The 17,255-nt window shown below is 67.6% G+C and carries 17 protein-coding genes; 9 read left to right on the top strand and 8 right to left on the bottom strand.

Features of this window, described 5'->3' with window-relative positions:
• Positions 1-33 precede the first annotated feature (33 nt).
• From ABD231_RS11580 to ABD231_RS11565, 4 genes are read left to right on the top strand one after another with little or no spacing between them, the layout of a single operon-like run.
• On the top strand, positions 34-1,104 hold the full coding sequence (locus ABD231_RS11580) for a maleylacetate reductase (RefSeq protein ID WP_344149363.1): 1,071 nt from the start codon (positions 34-36) through the stop codon (positions 1,102-1,104).
• The gene (locus ABD231_RS11575; protein ID WP_344149361.1) at positions 1,101-2,303 is read left to right on the top strand and encodes a thiolase family protein; all 1,203 of its coding nucleotides are present in this window, start codon (positions 1,101-1,103) and stop codon (positions 2,301-2,303) included. The genes ABD231_RS11580 and ABD231_RS11575 overlap by 4 nt, the downstream gene beginning before the upstream one ends.
• 13 nt (positions 2,304-2,316) lie before the next feature.
• Positions 2,317-3,147, top strand: a complete 831-nt coding sequence (locus ABD231_RS11570) for an intradiol ring-cleavage dioxygenase (RefSeq protein WP_344149359.1) — start codon at positions 2,317-2,319, stop codon at positions 3,145-3,147.
• Positions 3,144-4,874, top strand: coding sequence for an FAD-dependent monooxygenase (locus ABD231_RS11565; RefSeq protein ID WP_344149357.1), 1,731 nt, complete (start codon positions 3,144-3,146; stop codon positions 4,872-4,874). Before ABD231_RS11570 ends, ABD231_RS11565 begins: the two co-directional genes overlap by 4 nt.
• Here ABD231_RS11565 and ABD231_RS11560 read toward each other — a convergent pair.
• On the bottom strand, positions 4,863-5,051 hold the full coding sequence (locus ABD231_RS11560; protein WP_344149354.1) for a hypothetical protein: 189 nt from the start codon (positions 5,049-5,051) through the stop codon (positions 4,863-4,865). The two genes, ABD231_RS11565 and ABD231_RS11560, sit on opposite strands and share 12 nt — an antisense overlap.
• A gap of 130 nt (positions 5,052-5,181) precedes the next feature.
• Positions 5,182-5,856: a TrmH family RNA methyltransferase gene (locus ABD231_RS11555; RefSeq protein ID WP_344149352.1), complete on the bottom strand. Its 675-nt coding sequence runs from the start codon at positions 5,854-5,856 to the stop codon at positions 5,182-5,184.
• A 24-nt stretch (positions 5,857-5,880) separates the two neighbouring features.
• Between ABD231_RS11555 and ABD231_RS11550 the strand changes: the two genes are divergently transcribed.
• Positions 5,881-6,573 carry a DedA family protein gene (locus ABD231_RS11550; RefSeq protein ID WP_344149350.1) on the top strand — a complete coding sequence of 231 codons (693 nt, stop codon included), beginning with the start codon at positions 5,881-5,883 and terminating at the stop codon, positions 6,571-6,573.
• Here ABD231_RS11550 and ABD231_RS11545 read toward each other — a convergent pair whose 3' ends face one another.
• From ABD231_RS11545 to ABD231_RS11520, 6 genes are all read right to left on the bottom strand, one after another.
• Positions 6,574-7,065 (bottom strand): hypothetical protein, encoded by a 492-nt coding sequence (locus ABD231_RS11545; RefSeq protein ID WP_344149348.1) that lies wholly within the window; start codon positions 7,063-7,065, stop codon positions 6,574-6,576.
• A 189-nt stretch (positions 7,066-7,254) separates the two neighbouring features.
• Positions 7,255-10,233, bottom strand: a complete 2,979-nt coding sequence (locus ABD231_RS11540) for an AfsR/SARP family transcriptional regulator (protein ID WP_344149346.1) — start codon at positions 10,231-10,233, stop codon at positions 7,255-7,257.
• Positions 10,234-10,476: 243 nt separating this feature from the next.
• Entirely contained in the window at positions 10,477-11,283 is an 807-nt protein-coding gene (locus ABD231_RS11535; protein WP_344149344.1) for a LemA family protein, read from the bottom strand.
• Positions 11,284-11,327: 44 nt separating this feature from the next.
• A complete protein-coding gene (locus ABD231_RS11530) occupies positions 11,328-12,023 on the bottom strand; it encodes a hypothetical protein (protein ID WP_344149342.1) in 696 nt (231 codons plus the stop codon).
• Entirely contained in the window at positions 12,024-12,566 is a 543-nt protein-coding gene (pyrE, locus tag ABD231_RS11525) for an orotate phosphoribosyltransferase (protein ID WP_344149339.1), read from the bottom strand.
• Positions 12,567-12,588: 22 nt separating this feature from the next.
• Positions 12,589-13,209: a class E sortase gene (locus ABD231_RS11520; protein ID WP_344149337.1), complete on the bottom strand. Its 621-nt coding sequence runs from the start codon at positions 13,207-13,209 to the stop codon at positions 12,589-12,591.
• A gap of 107 nt (positions 13,210-13,316) precedes the next feature.
• Here ABD231_RS11520 and tdh point away from each other — a divergent pair, with 107 nt between their 5' ends.
• From tdh to ABD231_RS11500, 4 genes are all read left to right on the top strand, one after another.
• Entirely contained in the window at positions 13,317-14,366 is a 1,050-nt protein-coding gene (gene tdh / locus ABD231_RS11515) for an L-threonine 3-dehydrogenase (RefSeq protein ID WP_344149335.1), read from the top strand.
• Positions 14,366-15,547 carry a glycine C-acetyltransferase gene (locus tag ABD231_RS11510; RefSeq protein WP_344149333.1) on the top strand — a complete coding sequence of 394 codons (1,182 nt, stop codon included), beginning with the start codon at positions 14,366-14,368 and terminating at the stop codon, positions 15,545-15,547. Before tdh ends, ABD231_RS11510 begins: the two co-directional genes overlap by 1 nt.
• 126 nt (positions 15,548-15,673) lie before the next feature.
• Positions 15,674-15,937 carry a hypothetical protein gene (locus ABD231_RS11505; RefSeq protein ID WP_344149331.1) on the top strand — a complete coding sequence of 88 codons (264 nt, stop codon included), beginning with the start codon at positions 15,674-15,676 and terminating at the stop codon, positions 15,935-15,937.
• A gap of 183 nt (positions 15,938-16,120) precedes the next feature.
• A complete protein-coding gene (locus ABD231_RS11500) occupies positions 16,121-17,206 on the top strand; it encodes a winged helix DNA-binding domain-containing protein (RefSeq protein WP_344149329.1) in 1,086 nt (361 codons plus the stop codon).
• The last annotated feature ends 49 nt before the right edge of the window (positions 17,207-17,255 follow it).

Here is a 17,255-nt window from a genome sequence, read left to right as displayed (position 1 = left end):
GGCAACTGAGCATCGCGAGTGGGGTGGTTGGGAATGACCGATTCGTTCGTCCACACGTCCTATGCCAGCCGGGTGGTCTTCGGCCCGGGAACGCTCGAGCAGGTGGCCGCCGAGGTCGAACTGCTGGGAGTACGACGGGCGCTCGTGATCGCGACCGGATCGGCGCAGCAGGCGGCTGACGTGGTCGAGGAAGCGTTGACGGAACGATTCGCCGGACGCATCGACGGTGTCCGGCAGCACGTACCGACCGAGGTCGCCGAGGCGGCCCGCGCCACAGCGCGCGAGGTCGAAGCCGACGGGATCGTGGCGATCGGCGGCGGGTCGGCGATCGGATTGGCCAAGGCGATCGCACTCACAGCAGACGTGAAGATCCTGGCGGTGCCGACCACGTATGCCGGGTCCGAGATGACGCCGGTGTGGGGCGAGACGAGCGGTGGCAGCAAGACCACCGGCACCGACGTGCGGGTGCTGCCGAAGACGGTGGTGTACGACCCGATGCTGACTCTCCAGCTCCCGCTGCACACCACGGCTGCGAGTGTGGCGAATGCGCTCGCACATTGCGTGGAGGCGGTGTGGACGGAGAGGGCGAACCCGATCACCGAAACCGCTGCGGTAGAAGCCGCGAAGGCGTTGGCGGACGGGTTCCGGGAGTTGCTGCGCGAGCCGGAGCCGCGGAGCCAGCACGGGCTCACGTCGCCAGCCGACCTCTCGGCGCGGGGTGAGCTGCTGTTTGGCGCGTGTCTAGCCGGTTCCGCGCTTGCGTCGGCGGGCACCGGCGTGCACCACAAGTTGTGTCACCTGCTCGGCGGGACCTACAACCTGCCGCACGCCGAGACGCACGCGGCCGTGCTCCCCCAGGTCGCCCGGGTGAAAGCCGCCGAAGTACCAAGAGCCAAGGCCCGCCTGGAAGAAGCGCTCCAAACCGACGACCTGGCAACCGGTCTGTTCGACCTGTTCAAAGCGGCGAACATCCCGACGAGCCTGCAGGCGCTCGGACTGACAAGGGAGCAGGCCGCAGAGGCCGCCGACCGCTTCCCGGGCGACGTGGAAGAGATCCTCACCAGAGCGTGGGCCGGGACCAGGCCCGAAGGAGCAGAGCGATGAGATCCGCCTACCTGCTGGACGCCGTCCGCACCCCGGTCGGCAAACTCGGCGGCGCCCTGGCCGGCGCCCGCCCCGACGACCTCGCCGCGGTCACCCTCCAAGAGCTGGCCAAGCGAACCAACCTAGACCCGGCCGACCTCGACGACGTCTTCCTCGGCAACGCGAACGGCGCCGGCGAAGAGAACCGCGATGTCGCAAGAATGGCCGCCCTGCTGGCCGGCTTCCCGACGAGCGTCCCCGGTACGACGGTCAATCGGCTCTGCGGGTCCGGTCTCGAAGCCGCGATCCAGGCCGCCCGCGCAGTCGAAACCGGCGACGCGAGTCTGGTGATCGCCGGTGGCGTGGAATCGATGAGCCGCGCACCCTGGGTACTCCCGAAGCCCGACCGCGCGTTCCCCCACGGCAATCTCCAAGCCGAGTCGACTTCACTCGGCTGGCGATTCATCAACCCACGAATGCCGAAGGAGTGGACGGTCTCGCTCGGTGAGGCGACCGAACAGCTAGCCGAGAAGTACAAGGTCACCCGCGAAGCGCAGGACCTGTTCGCCCTGGAGAGTCACGAGAAGGCCGCCAAAGCCTGGGCCGCTGGAGTCTTCGACGACGAGGTGCTCCCGTGGGACCGCCTCACTGCGATCCTCCCGAAGAAACACACGAGACTGACCCGCGACGAGTCGATCCGCGACGGCAGTACCCCGGAGCAGATGGCGAAACTGAAGCCCGCCTTCCGCGACGACGGCACGGTCACCGCCGGCAACGCATCCACGCTGAACGACGGGGCATCCGCCGTACTGATCGGTGATGAAGCAACCGCGGCGAAGCTCAACCTCGAGCCAATGGCAAGGATCGTCAGCCGGGCAGTACATGCCGTGGAGCCGCAGTACTTCGGGATCGGCCCGGTCGAGGCTGCCAACAAGGCGTTGGCCAAGGCGGGCATCGGCTGGAGCGATCTGGCCCTGGTCGAGCTCAACGAGGCGTACGCCGCGCAGAGCCTGGCGTGCCTCGGCCAATGGCCCGACCTCGACCGCACCACGGTCAACGTGAACGGCGGAGCGATCGCCCTCGGGCATCCCCTGGGCAGCTCCGGTACGCGCATTCTCACCACCCTCGCGCACGAGTTGAAGCGGCGCGGCGGCGGCTACGGACTGGCCACCCTCTGCATCGGTGTCGGGCAGGGGCTGGCGATGGTGATCGAAGCCTGAAAGGCAGGCAGTAATGGACTTGCAAGGCGAAGACCTGACGGACGCGGTAGTGGCCAGCTTCGACGGAAGCCTGGAACCGCGGACCAAGGAGGTACTGAGTGCGCTCGTGCGACATCTGCACGCGTTCGCGCGCGAGGTCCACCTCACCGAGGACGAGTACTTCCTCGCCATCGACTTCCTCACCCGCACCGGCCAGATCTCCACTGGGACCAGACAGGAGTTCGTCCTGCTGGCCGATGTCCTCGGTCTGTCCATGCTGACCGTCGGTCTAGGCAACCCGAAGACCAGTGGCGCCACCGAGTCGACGGTCTTCGGTCCGTTCTTCGTCGAAGGATCGCCCGAGGTGAAGAACGGCGACGACCTCGCGAACGGCGCTCCCGGCGTACCGTGCCTGGTCAGTGGCCGGGTCCTCAACACCCACGGCGAGCCGATAGCGAACGCCCGGGTGGAGACCTGGCAGGCCGACGAGGACGGTTTCTACGACGTCCAGAAGGAAGGCCTCGCCGGGCCCCAGAACCGCGGCCATCTGACAACTGATGCCGACGGCAACTATTCGTTCTGGGCGGTGAAACCGGTCGCGTACCCGATCCCGGTCGACGGGCCGGTCGGTGAGCTGCTCCGCGCCGGTGGTCGCGGCTGGATGCGCCCGGCACACATCCACTTCATGGTCACCGCGCCCGGCTACCACCGGCTCATCACGCACGTCTTCGAGAACGGCGACCCGTACCTGAACCAAGACGCCGTCTTCGGCGTCAAGGACTCCCTCGTCACCGACTTCACCCAACACCCCGATGGCCACTACTCCGTCACCTACGACCTGGTACTCGCTGAGGAGTCGCAATGATCACCACCGACGTCCTGATCGTCGGCAGTGGCCCGGCGGGTGGGGCCACCTCGCTGTTCCTGTCGTCCTACGGCATCGACAACATCGTGCTCACCCGCTACGGCTGGACCGCCAACACGCCGCGCGCCCACATCACCAACCAGCGCACGATCGAGCTGATGCGCGACATGGGCATCGAGGACCAGATCACCGGCAAGGGCACCGCCCACCATCTGATGGGCCAGACCGCCTTCTGCACCAGCCTCGCCGGTGAGGAGATCGGCCGGATCCGCACGTGGGGCACGCATCCGCGTCGCCTCGCCGACTACACCGAAGCGAGCCCGAGCCTGCCGGTAGACCTTCCGCAGACTCTCTTCGAACCGATCCTGATCAGTACGGCGGCCTCCCGTGGCGCGCGCGTCCGGTTCGACACGGAGTACCTGTCACTCGAGCAGGACGACGACGGCGTCACGGCGACTGTCCGCGACCGGTTGAGCAACGAGACGTACCAGATCAGAGCGAAGTACCTGATCGGCGCGGATGGCGGACGCAGCAAGGTCGCGCAGGACATCGGCCTGCCGCTGGCCGGTGCGATGGATATCGAGGGCTCGATGAACATCGTCTTCGAGGCCGACCTGTCCAAGTACGTCGCGCATCGGCCGAGCGTCCTCTACTGGGTACTGCAGCCGGGCGCGCAGATCGGCGGTATCGGCGCCGGCCTGATCCGGATGGTCCGTCCGTGGACCGAATGGCTGATCGTCTGGGGCTACGACATCACACAGCCGCCGCCCGTGGTCGACGAGGCGATGGCGACCGAGATCGTGCACAACCTGGTGGGTGACGACACGATCGACGTGAAGCTGAAGAGCACCTCGGTGTGGAGCGTGAACCACATGTACGCCGAGAAGGCGTCGTCCGGGCGCGTGTTCTGTATGGGTGACGCGATCCACCGGCATCCGCCGAGCAACGGCCTTGGTTCGAACACGTCGATCCAGGACGCGTACAACCTGGCCTGGAAGCTCGCCCTCGTCCTCAAAGGCCAGGCGGCACCGTCTTTGCTCGCCACGTACGACGAGGAGCGGACGCCGATCGCCAAGCAGATCGTGGATCGCGCGAACAAGAGCCGCACCCAGTTCGGCCAGATCTTCAAGGCACTGGGGATGACCCCGGACGCGCCGGCCGGCCGAACCATCGAGTCCCGCAAGGAAGACACCCCCGAAGGCGCCGCACAGCGCGAAGAACTACGGACCGCGATCGAGCTCAAGGACTACGAGTTCAATGCACACGGCGTCGAGCTGGGTCAGCGGTACCAGTCGGCCGCGGTAGTCACCGACGGTACGCCGGAACCGCCGTACGACCGTGATCCCGAGCTGTACTACCACCCGACCACCTGGCCGGGTGCACGCATTCCGCACTGCTGGCTGACCCGCGGATCCGACACCGTCAGCACCCTCGACGTGGTCGGCAAGGGTCGGTTCACCCTGCTCACCGGGATCGGTGGCGAAGCCTGGGTCAAGGCCGCACTGTCGGTCGCCGAACATCTCGGCGTACCGATCGAGCCCTTCGTGATCGGCCCCGGCCGTGAACTCGAGGACCTGTACGGCGATTGGTCGCGGGTGCGCGAGATCCCGGACAACGGGTGCCTGCTGGTCCGCCCGGACGCACACATCGCCTACCGCGCGTCCGAGCTACCTGCCGATCCCACCGAGACCCTGCAACAGGCCGTGCAACAGCTGCTAGGCCGCTGACGTCTGGGCGGCCTCGCGGAGAATCTGCTCGAGGATCGCCGAGATCTCCGCGGTCTCGGCATCCAGCAACGTGATCAGCGCAACCCGCGACGACTCCGAGCGCGCCTCCAGAGCGGCCGCACTCAGAGCGCGCACCGTCCCCAACTCGTGGATCAGTTCGTCCCACAGTGAACTCATCTACATCCCCTGTTTTCCCGTCACAAACCCAGTCGGCGCGCGTGAGGGCGCGCCGCCCCACCCGAGGGGCTGACTTTGGTCGAGAAGCCTCACTTCTGTCAGAGGAACAACGGCGCGGCCCCCAGTTGGGTTACGCGTCAGGTATCGATTGGCCGAACGTGTGCCGCCGGATCCAGCCGTGCATGGCGATCGCGGCGGCCGCGCTGGCGTTGATCGAGCGGGTCGATCCGAACTGCGCGATCGACAACACCGCCGTACAGATCTTGTGCGCCTCGTCGGTCAGGCCCGGCCCCTCCTGCCCGAACAGCAGGACGCAACCGGCCGGCAGGTCGTAGGTCTCCAACGGCACCGAGCCCGGCAGGTTGTCGATACCGATCACCGGCAGCTCACGCTCCGCCGCGTACGTCGCCAGGTCCGCAAGCTGCGGGTGGTGGCGGACGTGCTGGTAGCGGTCGGTGACCATGGCACCACGCCGGTTCCACTTCCGGTTACCGACGATGTGGACCTCGGCGGCCAGGAACGCGTTCGCTGTGCGGACGACCGAACCGATATTCAGGTCGTGCTGCCAGTTCTCGATCGCGACGTGGAACGGGTTCCGCTGCCGGTCGAGGTCCTCGACGATCGCCTCCAGCCGCCAGTACCGGTACTTGTCGACCACGTTGCGCCGATCTCCACCGGAGAGCAACTCCGGGTCGAGCCGCGGGTCGTCCGGGTGGTCGCCGACCCACGGGCCGACACCCACCTCGTTGGGGCCAACCACGTCGGTCCCGCGGAGATCCTTCTCATCACGATTGAGCTCCTGCACAGGTTGGGACGCTACCCTGTGCGCGTGCTTGTACAACTCGCGATGCTGATGCCGGACTGGATGGACCCCGAGTGGCTGCTCCGGTGGCTGGGCGATTGGGCCCTCTGGGGCACGCTCCTGGTCATCTTCATCGAGTGCGGGGTGCTGTTCCCGATCCTGCCCGGTGACTCGCTGCTGTTCGCGGTCGGCCTGTTCATCGCGCGCGGCACGATCGACGTCCCGCTCTGGCTGGCCTGCGTGCTGCTGACCGCCGCGGCGTTCCTGGGCAACGTGTCCGGCTACTACATCGGCCGAGTGCTCGGGACCTCGTTGTTCACCAACCCGAACGCAAGGTTCCTGAAGCCGAAGTACATCGTGCAGACGCACGAGTTCTTCGAGCGCTACGGACCGCGGGCGCTGGTGCTGGCCCGGTTCGTGCCGATCGTGCGCACGTTCATCACGATCGTGGCCGGCGCCGGCAAGATGGACCCGAAGAAGTTCTTCCTCTGGACCGGTATCGGCGCGATCATCTGGGCTCCCGGCATCACCCTGCTCGGGCACGCGCTGGGCAACGTGGAGTTCATCCACGCCCACCTCGAGTCAGCCCTGATCCTGCTGGTGCTCGTCTCGCTGATCCCGATGTTCGTCGAGGTCTACCTGGCCCGCCGCCGCAAGAAGAAGGCGGGCGACGGCGAGGCGAAGCACGTGGCTCCGAAGCACGCCGCCCACCAGGACTGATTACTGCCCGAACGGGAAGACCGGGTCGGACCAGATCCAGTCCGTGCTCACCTCACTGAGCACGGCGATGGCGACCGGACCGTCGATCAGCGGGCCGACCACCTGACCGGAGCCGAGTGCACAAGCCACTCGGATCCGGTCTGCCGCCTGGTACCAGACCAGCGCCCCCCGTGGCGCCGTCCCTTCGTGCAGAAGGGCGTGGTGGTCGAGCCACTTCACCGCGTCGGCCGCGTCCTGCCAGCCGCTGTCCTGCGCGTAACCGAAAGCCATTCGCTGGAACTTCAACGGCCAGTCCTGCCAGGCCGTCGAGCCCAGTCGTTCCAACTGCCAGTTCAACGCCGCCTCGGTGTCCCGCGGGTTCGTCACCCGGCCGGGAATCCGGCGCTCCACAACAACATCCCCCTGGTGCTCCGCATCGGTCGGAGCTTGAGTGATTTCGGCGTTCAGGTGCGTGCCTCGGGGTGCTGTAGGAACGTCCTCGATGCGGAGCATCTCGGGCGTTTCGCCAGTGACGCGAGGTGCGTGCCTGGGCGTCGAAAGCGCCAAGATCCGATCGGTGCGGAGCACCCTGGCCATAGGCATCCCCCGATCCCCGTGTAACCGCCGGCCCGTGTTGCCGTGGCATGACAAATACTCGCGCGCGCCGATACAGCCGCCGTACATTGCACCGCTGTACGGCGATCAGCCCGCGGCAGCGTCGTTTTCGAACGCGGCCAGCTCGCGGCGACAGGCGGTGGCGCGAGCGTCGTGGCCGGCCTGCTGCCAGACCCGTGCGGCCCGGTCGAACGTCCGGCGGGCCCAGTCCAGGTTGCCGGTCTGGAGGTAGAGCCGGCCGAGGTGTTGCGCGGCCTGGCCCTCGACACTGCGATCGCCCAACCGGCGACCGATCTCCATCGAGTCCAGCAGCATCTTGCGGGCGGCGGCCAGTTCACCGCACTTCATCAGCGCATGCCCGAGATCGGCCCGCGCCCAGGCCGCACAGTGGTCGTCGCCCAGGCTGGTGAAGGTGTTCAGCGAGTGCCGCAACTGCCGGACCGCCTGGTAGTGACGGCCCTGGTGGATCCGCAGCTCCGCGATCCGCCGCCGTACCTTGGCAACGCGGTGCGCATCGGCCAGCCGCACGCCGAGCAGGAATGACTCGGCCAGGTAGCGCCCAGCCGTGACGGTGTCGTCGCGGGCCAGCCAGATCGACGACGCCGCGGTCCGTGCGACCGCTTCGCCGTTCGCGTTGCCGACCTCCATGAAGGCCTCGATCGCCTTTTCGTACTGCGCAAGGCTTTCGTCAGGCCGGCCGCGTTCGCGCAGCCAGGTACCGAGGCCGACCGCGCTGATCCCGTCGCCGAACCGATCCCCGACCTCCGCGAAGATCGTCGCCGCCTGATCGAGGTGATGCGCGGCCGTGTCCCAGTCGTCCTGGTAGATCCCCAGCTGACCGAGGTTGCGATGCATGATCGCCTCACCCCAGCGGTCGCCGGACTCGATCGCGCTCTGCAGTCCCTGCCGGTGCGACTCACCCCAGTCGTCGAACCCGGCCCGCATGTCGAGGTACGGGCCCCAGGCCGCCGCGATCCGCCACGCATACTCGTGCAGCCCGTTCTGGGCCGCGGCCCGGATCGCGGGCACGAAAGTACTGCGCTCGCTGTCGAACCACGCGATCGCATCGGTCTCGGTGAACGGCGCCGGATCCGGTGACGTCAACGGACCGGTGTGCTCCAGTACGCCGAAGTACTCGACCGCGAGCGCGTTGTTCGCCCGCCGGATCTTGTTCAGGATCGCGTCGACGACCGTCGCAACGTCCTTGACCGCATCGGCCTGCTGGCCCTCGTCGCCGACCCCGATCGCGTGCAGCCGCAACAGGTCGTGCATCCGGTAGCGCGCCGTACCGCGGTGGTCGACCGAGCTGATCCGAACCAGGTTGACCTCGATCAGCCGGTCCAGGCTGCGGCGCACCGAGGCTGGTGACGCGATCGCCTCCAGGGCTCGCGCGGAGAAGACACCGACCGCGAAGTGACCGATCAGCCGGTACAGCCGGGCCTCCTCCGGGCTCAGCGAGTCGTAGCTCAGGTCGGCGCTGGTCCGGACGGCGAGCTCACCGATACTCAGCTCGTCCAGCCGCGAGCTCTCGTCCCGCAGTCGCCGGGCGAGCTCACCCGGGCTCAGGTCAGGGCGCTGGGCCAAGCGGCTGCCGACGATCCGGATCGCGAGCGGCAGGTTCCCGCAGGCCGCGAGAATCTCTTCGGCGGCGGAGGTCGTCCGGTCGACTCGTCCTGGACCAGCCACGGACTCCAGTAGCGCAACCGCCTCGCCGTCATCGAAGGTGTCCAGGGGCAGGCTGTCCGCGCCGGCCAGGTCCGCCAGCCGGTTGCGGCTCGTCACGACCACGGCGGACGCCCCGGTACCCGGCATCAACGGCGTGACCTGACCGGCGGTGGCGACATCGTCGAGGATGATCAGCACCCGGCGGCTGGCCAGCTCGGACCGCAGCATCGCCGAACGGCGCTCCGGGTCGGTGGGGATCGCGTAGTCGGGCAGGTTGAGGCTGAGCAGCAGATCGGTCAGCGCAGCCGCCGGATCACGTGGCTGCGTCGCGCCATGCATGTCGAGGTAGATCTGTCCGTCCGGGAAGGAGTCCCGGACCATGTGGCCCAGTCGAACCGCCAGCGACGTCTTGCCCGTCCCCGGCGCACCCGAGACGACTGCGATCGGCGGCCGGACCGGGTCGCGACCGCAGACCAGGTCGCGGAGCTGGTCCAGGTGGTCCTCGCGACCGCTGAAGTCGGGCAGGTCGAGCGGTAGCTGGCTCGGTGGGCGCAGCGGATCCGTGAGCTCCGGAGCCGCCATCGGGCCTGGCGGTGCCTCGGCACGCTCCGGCGTACTCATCACCGCCGGGATCCCAGGGTTCGGCCAGTTGGCGGAGCGGCCGTTCTCGGCGCGCGCTCCGGCCGCCTCGAGCTCGGGGCCGGGCTTGATATCCAGCTCGTCGGCGAGCGTCTGAACAGCCTTCCCGTACGCCGCTCGCGCCTCCCCGACCCGGCCTGCCGCGAGGAGCGCATCCACGAGTCGCCGCCACAGCTGTTCGTCGTACGGGTCGTCGGTGAGCCGGGCACTGAGCAGTACGGCGGCGCCGCTGGCATCGCCGTACTGGAGTCGCAGGTCGAGCAGGCTGTCGACGAGCCCGCGGTGCTGGGCCTCGAGCCGGTTGAGCGAGCCCTCCCAGGCGGCCGGGATGATCAGGTCCTCCAGCGGGCGGCCGCGCCAGAGCGCGTAGGCCCGGGACAGCACCTGCATGGCCTGACGACCGTCACCGGCGTCCTTCAGGTGACCGCCCTCGGCGAGGAGCGATTCGAACAGGCTCGCATCGAGCTCGTCGACGCCGACCTCGATGCTGTAGCCGGCCGCCGACGTGTCGATCGAGGCCGGCAGCCCGGCGTCCTCCAGCACACTCCGCAGCGCGCGGACGTAGGTGCGGATGTTCGCCGTCGCGGAGCGTGGTGGAGTGCTCTCCCAGAGTGCGTCCGCGATCAGGTCGGTGGAGACGAAACGGTTCGGGTGGAGGAGCAGGGTGGCCAGCAGCTGCCGCGGTTTCGCGGCCTTGAGCGGCTGCCCCTGGACGTCATTGAGGCGCAGAGATCCAAGGATCCCGTACCTCGGACTGTCCACGCGCCTACCTCTCCACTCTCGAACCGCCCCATCGTGGCATCCCGCCGTACCGCGCGGGAAGCCCGATGTACGCCGGATGTATCTCACTCGGGCACTGTTGACACAGGTACCGGGGGGAGGCAGGGACTGGGGCACGGCGACCGACCGCCGCCGCGCCCCGATCCCAGCACCGGCGTGGAGTTCGGGATCGGGGGTCCCGAATCACGGGGACCCGGTGCCTAGGAGTGTCCGCCAGGCACTCCGTCAGTGGCCGCCGGTGAAGGGTGGCTGTCCGTCCTGCGGGCTGGGGGAACCCGCAGGCGGGCCGCCCACCGGCGGTCCCTGAGGAGCGCCGTACGGCGGCTGCCCGGGCACCTGCTGCTGCGGCGGATACTGCTGCTGGTAGCCACCTTGGTCACCCGGCATCTGCGGGTGGATCTGGCCCGAGGACTGCACGCCCGGCTGCATCTGCGGCGGCGCCTGCTCACCGGCCACCGAGCCGATCGTCCCGAACGAAACCTGCGGGACCGCGCGGACCGCCTCGTCCTTCACCTCGAAGTAGCCGGCCTTCACGAACTTGAACGCGCCCGCGACGATATTCGACGGGACGGACTCGACCCGGGTGTTGTAGTCGCCGACGTTCGCGTTGTAGAACCGGCGACCGGCCGCGATCCGGTCCTCGGTGTCGGTCAGCTCGCGCTGCAGACCGAGGAAGTTCTGGTTCGACTGCAACTGCGGGTAGGCCTCGACCGAGATCATCATCTGCCGCAGCGCGCCGGACAGCTCGCCCTCGGCGGCGGCCCGCTGCTCCGGGCTCGCGCCCTGGACGTTGACCGCCTGCGAGCGCAGCCGGGCGACCTCCTCGAACACGTGCCGCTCGTGCGCGGCGTACGCCCGGACGGTCTCGACCAGGTTGGGGATCAGGTCGTACCGGCGGTGCAGCTCGACATCGATCTGCCGCCAGGATTCCTGGATCAGGTTCCGCTGCTTCACGAACCGGTTGTACGACGCGATCAGGGCGATGCCCAGAATCAGGACGATCACCACGATCGCGATGATGACAAACGTCATTGCCTTGCTCCCGAGTGTTGGCGATGCTGGCCAAGACTCTATGCCTATCGCGGTTCTACTCCGGCGTAGTCGCGCCACACGTACGGCGGAACCTGCCCGGCTACCTGCTCGAGCAGCTGCAGGCGGCGCAGAACCTCGGTCGGGTCGTGCGGTCCGCCGTCCCAGCCGACCAGCGAGTTGCCCTCGATCCGCCAGCCGATCTCGCCGCGGGCCAGCAGCAGCTCCATCATCCGCGGCGTCACGACCGCGTGGCCGAACCGCTCGTCGGCCGCCTTCACCCGGAACGCCCGGTTGAACTGGTCGCTCTCGAACTGCAGGTCGCGGAAGCCGAGCGCGTTCGCGACCGCTCCCCCGAAGATCCCCTCGTGGGTGACCTCCAGATGCGGCAGCGCACCCGGCAACTGCAGGACGACCACGCCGAACTTGTGAGTGGTGGTTCGGCGCTGGCCTTTCCCATTCGAGCTGTGGGTCTGATAGCTGTAGTCGAAGGCAACCATCTGGTGCCCGTTGAACAGCCCGGTCAGGACGTTCTTCACCGACCAGTTGTCACCGGTCCGGAACGGCGTCCCCTGCCAGTTGTGGGCCAAGGCGTTGTTGTACGGCGCATACGACCAGCCGTACTGAGCTGCGAATCCGGCGAACAGCTCCCGGCGTTTCTTCGCCTGGTACAGGCTGAACCAGATGATCCCGCCGGCGATGAGAACGCAGAGAACGACCAGCAGTACAGGTCCGACGTTCATTTACAGCCCCAGGTCGTCGAGACCGAACACGGCCAGGTACTCCAGGCCCTCCGACTCCACCTTCTCCTTGGCACCGGTCGCCCTGTCCACGATGACCGCCACCGCGACCACCTCGGCCCCGGCCTCGCGCAGCGCCTCGACCGCGGTCAGCACCGAACCACCAGTGGTGGACGTGTCCTCGACCGCAAGCACCCGACGACCCTTGACGTCCGGGCCCTCGATCCGGCGCTGCAGACCGTGCGTCTTCTCGGCCTTGCGCACCACGAATGCATCCAGCGTCCGGCCCTGCTGAGCCGCCGCATGCAGCATCGACATGGCGACCGGGTCCGCACCGAGCGTGAGCCCGCCGACCGCGTCGTACTCGATGTCCTTGGTCAGCTCGAGCATCGCCGGGCCGATCAACGGCGCCGCGGCCGCATCCAGCGTGATCCGGCGCAGGTCGACGTAATAGTCGGCTTCCTTGCCCGACGCCAGCGTCACCTTGCCGTGCACGACAGCCTTGGTCTTGACCTGCTCCAGCAATGCGTCCCGGTCGTAGCTCATGAGGCTTGAGCTTAGAACAGCGTCAGCTCTTCTTGCTGACGTGGACCAACTGGCCGAAGGCAACCGAGCGGTCGGGCGAGTGGAACAGGTCCTGACAGGTGGTCAGGGTGATGATCGACTTGGTCGCGGTCTCCTGCGGCTTGCCCGGGACCGGTTCGAGCACCCAGTTGTCGGCCGGCTTCACGGTCAGATCGCGCGGCGAACCGTCCAGCTCGTAGGTGTAGATCGCGTCGCCGGTCTCGACGATCACCTGGTCGCCCTTGCGCAGCTCAAGCAGCTTGCGGAACGGCGAACCGTGGGTGACCCGGTGCCCGGCGATCGCGAAATTCCCCGGCTGACCGGGCAGCTGCGTCTGCGGGTAGTGCCCGATCCCGCGCGCGAGCTCACCCTTGCCGACCCCCTCGATGACCGGCTTCTCCCATTTCTCGCCGAACTTCGGGATCCGGATCAGTACGACGGGATCGCCCTCGGCCGGTTTGGTCGGCGCGGGCTTCTTCCACTGCTCACGCAGCGAGTTCTCCGCCTCACCCATCTGCTGGTTCGAGGTGATCCCGGTCCCGAAGTACTGCCACCCGACCCAGCCGAGCAGGCCCACACCCGCCACGAGCAGGACAATCCCCAGCCCTCTGATCACGCCCCGCATGCCGACAAGTATGCAGTTCAACTGCAAAGGCTGTGTACGACGTGTCGATGGACGCGGGTGGTTGCCCGGGACGACGATGTTTTCGTCCCGATGACGGAGGTACTGCGGTGAAGGCGCTGGTGAAGGCCGAGGCGAAGCCCGGTCTGTGGTTGCAGGATGTTCCGGAGCCCAAGATCGAGGCCGACGAGGTCCTGATCAAGGTGCTGCGGACGGGGTTGTGCGGCACCGACCTGCACATCCAGAGCTGGGACTCGTGGGCCCAGAAGAACGTGCCGGTACCGATGGTGACCGGGCACGAGTTCGTCGGCGAGGTCGTCGAGATCGGGGTCGGGGTCCGCGATGTCGCGGTCGGTGACCTGGTCAGCGGCGAGGGTCACCTGGTCTGCGGCCGCTGCCGCAACTGCCGCGCCGGCCGCCGCCACCTCTGCATCAAGACGCGCGGTCTTGGCGTCCACGTTGCGGGGGCCTTCGCCGAGTACGTCGCACTGCCCGCCGGCAACGCGTGGGTTCACAAGGACCCGGTCGACCTCGACGTCGCCGCGGTCTTCGATCCGTTCGGGAACGCCGTACACACTGCTTTGTCGTTCCCGCTGGTCGGCGAGGACGTGCTGATCACCGGCGCCGGGCCGATCGGCGTGATGGCCGCGGCCGTCGCACTGCACGCCGGCGCGCGGAACGTGGTGATCACGGACCTTTCGGAGTACCGGCTCGATCTCGCCCGGAAGATCGGCGTCACCCGCGCGGTCAACATCGGCTCGGAGACGATCGCCGAGGCGCAGTCGAGTCTCGGGATGCGCGAAGGGTTCGACGTCGGGATGGAGATGTCCGGGCAGCCCGCCGCGCTGCGCGACATGCTCGCGAACATGAACCACGGCGGCAAGATCGCGATGCTCGGCCTGCCGGCCGACGAGATCGCGATCGACTGGAGCACCGTCGTACTGAACATGCTGACCATCAAGGGCATCTACGGCCGGGAGATGTTCGAGACCTGGTACTCGATGTCGGTGATGCTCGAACGCGGCCTGGACCTGACCCCGGTGATCACCCACCGGTTCGGGTACGGCGACTTCGAGCAGGCCTTCGATGTCGCGCGGGCGGGTCAGTGCGGCAAGGTGATCATGGACTGGACGAGCGAGACGCTGGAGGAGAAGCACTGATGTTCGGGCAGATGCGGGACGATCTCAAGACCACGATCGGTGAGATCCGGGAGGCCGGGCTGTACAAGTCCGAGCGGGTGATCACCTCACCGCAGCAGTCCCTGATTTCGGTTGCCAGCGGCAACGAGGTACTGAACTTCTGCGCCAACAACTACCTCGGGCTGTCCGACCACCCGGAGGTCGTCGCGGCGGCCAAGGACGCCCTTGATCGGTGGGGCTTCGGCCTCTCCTCGGTGCGCTTCATCTGCGGTACGCAGCAGATCCACAAGGACCTGGAAGGTGCCCTGAGCAACTTCCTCGGCACCGAGGACACGATCCTCTACAGCTCCTGCTTCGACGCGAACGGCGGCCTCTTCGAGACCCTGCTCGGAGCCGAGGACGCGATCATCTCCGACGAGCTCAACCACGCCAGCATCATCGACGGCATCCGCCTGTCCAAGGCCAAGCGCTACCGCTACAAGAACCGCGACATGGCCGACCTCGAGGCCCAGCTCAAGGACGCCGCCGACGCCCGCTACCGCCTGATCGCCACCGACGGCGTGTTCTCCATGGACGGCTACCTGGCCCCCCTCGACGAGATCTGCGACCTGGCCGAGCGCTACGACGCCCTCGTCATGGTCGACGACTCCCACGCCGTAGGTTTCGTCGGCCCCGACGGCGCCGGCACGCCGTCCCTGTTCGGCGTCAAGGACCGCGTAGACATCGTCACCGGCACCCTCGGCAAAGCCCTAGGCGGCGCCTCCGGCGGCTACGTCTCCGCCCGCCGCGAAATCGTCGAACTCCTCCGCCAACGCTCCCGCCCTTACCTCTTCTCCAACTCCCTGGCCCCCTCAGTCACCGCAGCCTCCCTCAAGGCCCTCGAACTGATCGCCACCTCCACCGCCCTCCGCGACCAACTCAACGCCAACACCGCCCTCTTCCGCGCCAAAATGACCGAAGCCGGCTTCGACATCCTCCCCGGCACCCACCCCATCACCCCGGTCATGATCGGCGACGCCGCCCAAGCCGCCGTACTAGCCGAAAAACTCCTGGCCCTGGGCATCTACGTCATCGCCTTCTCCTACCCGGTCGTCCCCCACGGCAAGGCCAGAATCCGAGTCCAGTTGTCAGCCGCCCACTCCACCGAAGACGTAGAAAAAGCCATCACCGCCTTCGTGGAAGCCCGCGACGCCGCCGCCTAGCGGACCGCCAACACTCACCAACCACCCGCACCGCACGTTCCCCACGCTCAACCGCCGGCCCAAACCACCCCTCCAAGCCAGTTACTGAGTGGCACAGATCCGCTCCAGTCCGACACCATTGATTCCATGAACCTGGAATTGGGTGCGGAACTGGCAGCGGCTCTGCGGGCCGCGTCCGAGCGCACAGGCAAGTCCCAACAAGCACTCGTCCACGAAGCCGTCACTCTCCACGTCTCCGGCAACGGCGTACCAGGATCCGACCGCGAACGAGCCCGTGCGGAGGGACTCGTCCAGCCCGCCCGGATCCCCTACCGCAAGGTAGTCCCGCGGCTCCTCCTCCAGGCCGACACCAGCACCCTCGAGCTGCTGGACCGCGACGACCGTTTCTAGCGCGCCGTCTCCGGCTCGCAGCTCGCTCATCCTGCGGCCGCATCCTCCTACCGACAGGACGTATACGTCTGCTGGGCGTCGCCGTCACGCTCGGCGTTCGCGGGTTGAGCGGCGGGACGGGATATACGTCCTGTCCGTCGGCAGATCCATTGCTTTGTCGGTGGGGTGGGGGACTATGCGGGGATGGTGGTTTTGAGTGGGCGGGCGGTTGGGCGGGCGACCTTGGCGCGGCAGATGTTGGTGGGGCGGGCTGAGGTGCCGGTGGTTGAGGCTGTGGGGCGGTTGGTGGGGATGCAGGGGCAGGAGGCCAAGCATCCGTACGTCGGGTTGTGGTCTCGGGTGGACGGGTTTGTGGAGGGGGATCTCGATCGGGCGGTTGCCGATCGGGAGGTTGTGCGGGGGACCTTGTTTCGGGGGACTTTGCACTTGGTGACTGCTGCCGACTATCTGCGGTTTCGGGGGACTGTGGCTCCGGTGTTGGAGGCGGGGTTGCGGATGTTGAAGGAGCGGGCGGAGGGGATGGATCCGGTCGCGGTGGTGGCGGCGGCGGAGCGGATTCTGAAGAAGGAGCCGTTGACGTTCACCGAGGTGCGGGATGCCTTGCAGGCGGAGTTTCCCGCGGTGAATGAGCGGGCGCTGGGGTTCTGTACGCGGATGATGGTGCCGCTGGTGGTGTACCCGACCGGCGTCCGGTGGGGGTGGCCGGCCAATGCGCGGTTCACGCCGGCCGAGGCCTGGCTCGGGAAGAAACTGCACCGCAAGGAAGAGCAGGGCGAGCTCGTCGTCCGGTACCTGCAGGCATTCGGCCCCGCGACACCGGCCGACTTCCAGACATGGTCCGGCCTATCAAAAGCCAAGCCGGTGTTCGACAGCCTCGATCTCGAAGTCTTCACCGACGACAACGGCAAGACCTTGTACGACGTACCGGACGCCCCGCGCCCTGATCCGGACACCGTGGTTCCGGTCCGGTTCCTGCCGGAGTTCGACAATCTCCTGCTGGCGCACGCGAAGCGGGAGCGGATCATCGCCGACGCGCATCGGCCGGCGGTGTTCACGAAGAACCTGCGGGTGAAGGCGACGTACACGGTGGACGGGCTGGTCGGGGGCCTGTGGACGGCGGAGAAGAAGCGTGGTGTGGCGACTCTCACGCTGACTCCGTTCGGGCGGTTGCTGAAGCGGGATCGGGTCGAGCTGGAGCGGGAGGGGACGGCGTTGCTGGGGTTCCTGGAGCCCGATGCGAAGACCTACGAGGTGGTTACGGGCAGTTGATGAGGTTGTTGTCACACATCAGATGACTGGGCCAGAACCCGTCGGCCCG

The sequence above is a fragment of the Kribbella yunnanensis genome, from assembly GCF_039529655.1.
In the GTDB taxonomy this organism is placed as follows: domain Bacteria; phylum Actinomycetota; class Actinomycetes; order Propionibacteriales; family Kribbellaceae; genus Kribbella; species Kribbella yunnanensis.
Note: the sequence above shows the minus strand (reverse complement) of the source record. Positions and strands in the feature narration are given on the sequence as shown.